General features: G+C 41.8%; 4 protein-coding genes. All 4 read left to right on the forward strand.

Features of this window, described 5'->3' with window-relative positions; all coding sequences use genetic code 11:
- The coding region (locus FLB61_RS12825) for a WYL domain-containing protein (protein WP_246599241.1) at positions 1-1,299 on the forward strand (1,299 nt) is incomplete at its 5' end.
- 209 nt (positions 1,300-1,508) lie between these two features.
- The gene (locus FLB61_RS12830) at positions 1,509-2,903 is read left to right on the forward strand and encodes an ATP-binding protein (protein ID WP_221920416.1); all 1,395 of its coding nucleotides are present in this window, start codon (positions 1,509-1,511) and stop codon (positions 2,901-2,903) included.
- A gap of 341 nt (positions 2,904-3,244) precedes the next feature.
- On the forward strand, positions 3,245-3,838 hold the full coding sequence (locus FLB61_RS12835) for a LexA family protein (protein ID WP_246599242.1): 594 nt from the start codon (positions 3,245-3,247) through the stop codon (positions 3,836-3,838).
- Between the two features lie 19 nt (positions 3,839-3,857).
- Positions 3,858-4,049 (forward strand): translation initiation factor 2, encoded by a 192-nt coding sequence (locus FLB61_RS12840; protein ID WP_221920418.1) that lies wholly within the window; start codon positions 3,858-3,860, stop codon positions 4,047-4,049.
- The last annotated feature ends 1 nt before the right edge of the window (position 4,050 follow it).

A 4,050-nucleotide genomic window follows, 5' to 3' on the forward strand; every position in this document is an offset into this window, starting at 1 on the left:
TCCAACGGAGCTGTACCGGTTCTGTATGCCACCTGGGCTTATCAGAAGGGCGGCAAGCAGCTGGAATCCTTCGGTATGGATTATGATGAGATGTATCAGAAAATGTATGATGCTTATCATGAGGCTGCCAATCAGAACGAAGCATTGATTGCGGATGTAGGCAAGCGCTTCTATGAGGAAGCTGATAAGCAGTATATCTTTGCTGAGGATGGCTGCCATCCAAATGAGCTTGGATCTAAGCTTGCAGCGCAGGTGATTGCTGATGTTATTTTAGCTGATCAGGCAACCAAAACAGAAGTAGTGATTGAACCAAAGGCGGAGGATAACGATACAAGACTTCGCATCCTGTATCTCTATCAGATGCTTCTGACTCAGACTGATGAGGACCATACCCTTTCCACAAAGCAGATCACTGACCGCATGATGGAGCAGCACCATATTCTTGTGCATAGAACCACCGTGCCAAAGGATATTGATTTGCTTAGAGCAGCTGGATTTGAGATTATCGGAGAGCGTAAGCGCGCCTGGGAATATTACCTGGCAGACCGTAAGTTCTCTGTGCCGGAGTTAAAGCTTCTGATTGATGCAGTGCAGTCTTCCAAGTTCATTACGGAGAAGAAGAGTGAGAGCCTGATTGAAAAGCTGATCTCTTTGACCAGCGAGACCAATGCAGATAAGTTAAAGAGATCTGTGCATATCACCGGTCGTGTGAAGTCAGAGAATGAAAAAGGCTATTACATTGTGGATGCAATCAATGATGCCATCAATACCGGCGTGAAGATTTCTTTCTATTACTCTGAGCTCAATGGTAAGAAGAAGGAAGTGCTCAGGAACGATGGAAAGCCATATACAGTCAGCCCATTTGATTTGATCTGGGATGGCGACTATTACTATCTGACCGGTTACTGTGATGAGAGGGAAGCTGTTCGTACCTATCGAGTAGACCGTATCAAGAAACAGCCGGAGCTGCTGACCGAGAAGGCTGTTAAGAAGCCGAAGGGTTATGATGTATCCAAATATACAACCGAAGTCTTCCGTATGTTCTCTACAGATGAAGCAGTTGACGTGACATTACTCTGCGATAACTGCTGTATGAATGCTGTGGTAGATAAGTTCGGTATGAAAATCAAGACTCGCAGCGTTGGTGAGGAGCAGTTCCGGATAACGGTTAAGGTCTGTGCAGGTCCTACATTTTATCGCTGGGTGTTTGGAGCCGGTGGGAAAATCGTGATCGAGAGTCCAATTGAAACACGTAATGAATATAGAGAAATGCTTCAAAAGGCACTTAATCAACTATAGAAAGCAGGAGAAAATTAGAGAAGTATCTAGATATTAGGCATGTGCCTTCGCATATCTGAAAGATAGCTCATAGTTGTGTATGGTTCGTTATATCTGAAAATAGTTATTCGAATAAAATCGAGTCGGAACAAACCGAATAAGAATTGAAAAAACACAAAAACATGTTATAATATATTCGAACGAAACCGAGTCGGAGGTGACCGAATAAAATGAAATTCATTGGGAGAAAGGAACAGCTGAGAAAGCTTAATCGAGCAATTGCCAACACTAATAAAGAGGAAGCGATGCAAACCGTCCTGATCTATGGTCGAAGACGAGTAGGAAAAAGCGAGCTGGTGAAGCAGCTTCTCAAAAGTACAACGTGCCAAAGCATTTATTATGAGTGCAAGCAGGTGGCAGAAGAAAGCAACACACAGGGAATCTGCAATATTTTATCGGAAGAGTTACATCTTCCAAAACTTGGATATCAATCCATAGAGGAGGTTCTTGAGTACATCTTTCAAAGATCATGCGAAGAGAATATGATTTTTGTTCTGGATGAATATCCTTATCTGAGAGAAAACATCAAGGGAATGGACAGCATACTGCAGGCGATGATTGATAAATACAGAGACTCTGCAAAACTCACATTTATTATTTTAGGATCATTTGTAGAAATCATGAGAAATCTGATGGAACCTTCTAATCCTTTGTATGGCCGTATTGATCTTACGATCAACCTAAAGCCTATGGATTATTATGAGTCTACAGAGTTTTATCCGGCATTTTCCGAGGAGGACCGAATAAAGATTTATTCTGTATTTGGAGGTATCCCATATTACAATCGTTTAGTGGATGATTCCATTTCTGTTGAAGAGAACCTGCTGGAACTTTTGGTGGCTCCAGAGGCGCGTTTGGAAAATGAGGTTTCCATGTACTTAAACGCAGAAATCTCCAAAATTACAAACGCAAACGAGGTATTTGAAGCTTTGTCCAGGGGATATACCAAGTATAAAGATATTCTCGATCAATCTCATGTATCCAGTGGTCCGACATTAGTGGATGTACTTGATAAACTCTCTAAGATGGAGGTGGTCGAGAAAAGAACGCCGATTAATGATGAGGGAAATAAAAGAAAAGCAAGCTACCATATCAGTGATCCACTTTCAGCATTTTATTACCGGTATATTTTCCGGTATGCTTCGCAAAGAAAGATCATGGATCCGTCGATTTTTTATGAGAAATATATCCGCGAGGATTTTGAATCCTTCTATATTCCGCATTATTTCGAAGAAATCTGTAAGCAGTACTTGATCCGAAAGAACAGGGCAGGAGAGATTTCTCCAGTGATTGAGAAAATTGGAAAATACTACTATGACCTCCCGGCAGAGAAAAGAAACGGAGAATTTGATATTGTAACACAGGACGAAAACGGATATGTTTTTTATGAAGTTAAATTCCGAAAAGAAACGATTCCGACGGCAATTGTTCGAGAAGAAATCGAACAGGTAAAGGCAACAGGAATGAATTGCTATAAATATGTGTTTGTTTCAAAATCTCCAGTTGACTTGGAGGGAATAGAAGAAACAGTGGAAGTCATAAGACTAACGAATTTATGGAATTGAAATCTAAGAGTTCTCTATCAGGGTCGTGTCCTCGAATATTCCATCATATTTATTGGTTACTCTATTTCAGATCCTGATGTTCAGCAGATCCTTGGCGATGCAGTAGAATGTCTTTCCTTAGATAAGATAGATTCTATTCAAAAAAAAGTTTTGTGCTTTCCCTGAAAATGAGAAGTAAGATATGTGAGGTGTTGCCATGCGGCGACACCTCCTTTCTTTTTGCAAAAAACATGTTGCAGTAACAGAACATATGTTCTATAATAATCCTATCGAAAACAAATTGTTCGCATTAGAACTTAGAAAGAGAGGATCCTTCTATGAGACATAAGGACCCCGAACTAATGAACAGGATAAAGCAGTATATCAGTGAATATTATCTGGAGAATGCTGGTGCGATGCCGACGATCACGCAGATTGCCAATGCGATGGAGGTTGTGCGTAGCACCGCTTACACCTATCTCGTAGCTATGGACAGGCAGGGACTGATCCGTTATCAGGATGGAAAGGTATCTGTCCGGGAACTGGATAAGATCCTGGTTGATTCGGAACAGGTAGATGCTGTCGGTGAGATCAACTGTGGTGAGCCCGCTCTGGAAGAAGCAAACCTTCTTTACCGGACATCACTTCCAACAGCCATCTTTGGTAAAGGACCCTTTTATATTTTGAAGGCGAAAGGGGATTCCATGGTGGATGCAGGCATTGAATCCGGTGACACACTTGTCATCAGAAAGAATGCAGAGCCGAAGCTTGGAGATATCGTGGTTGCGCTGGATGAGAACAATGAGAACACGCTGAAGCATTATGCAGGGATTGATAAGGAATCCAATAAAGTTGTTCTTGAGTATATGAACCAGGAGGTTTATCCGGATAAAAAGATTCTGGTCAGCACACTGATCTGTCAGGGAGTTCTAAGTCATGTGATCAAGACGATGTAACTTTGAGGAGGGTTAGCCGATGAAACAGTATGATGTAAAATGCCCCATATGTGGACACGTGAATCACAACCTCTATCTGGAAGAAACTGACGGCTGGATGGAGTGTGAAAAATGTGGTTCCATGACAAAGTCAAAACAATTCGGTAATACAATCCGAATTCCGGTATTCCGTATGAAGGAGCACTGCAGACCTGCAAAGGCACATGTATGAG

It is taken from the genome of Sellimonas caecigallum (assembly GCF_019754295.1).
GTDB lineage: Bacteria > Bacillota > Clostridia > Lachnospirales > Lachnospiraceae > Sellimonas > Sellimonas caecigallum.

Bases quoted from the DNA above. Each gene is read 5' to 3' on its own strand.
- FLB61_RS12830 (WP_221920416.1), top strand. From the start codon at position 1,509: ATGAAATTCATTGGGAGAAAGGAACAGCTGAGAAAGCTTAATCGAGCA.
- FLB61_RS12835 (WP_246599242.1), top strand. From the start codon at position 3,245: ATGAACAGGATAAAGCAGTATATCAGTGAATATTATCTGGAGAATGCT.
- FLB61_RS12840 (WP_221920418.1), top strand. From the start codon at position 3,858: ATGAAACAGTATGATGTAAAATGCCCCATATGTGGACACGTGAATCAC.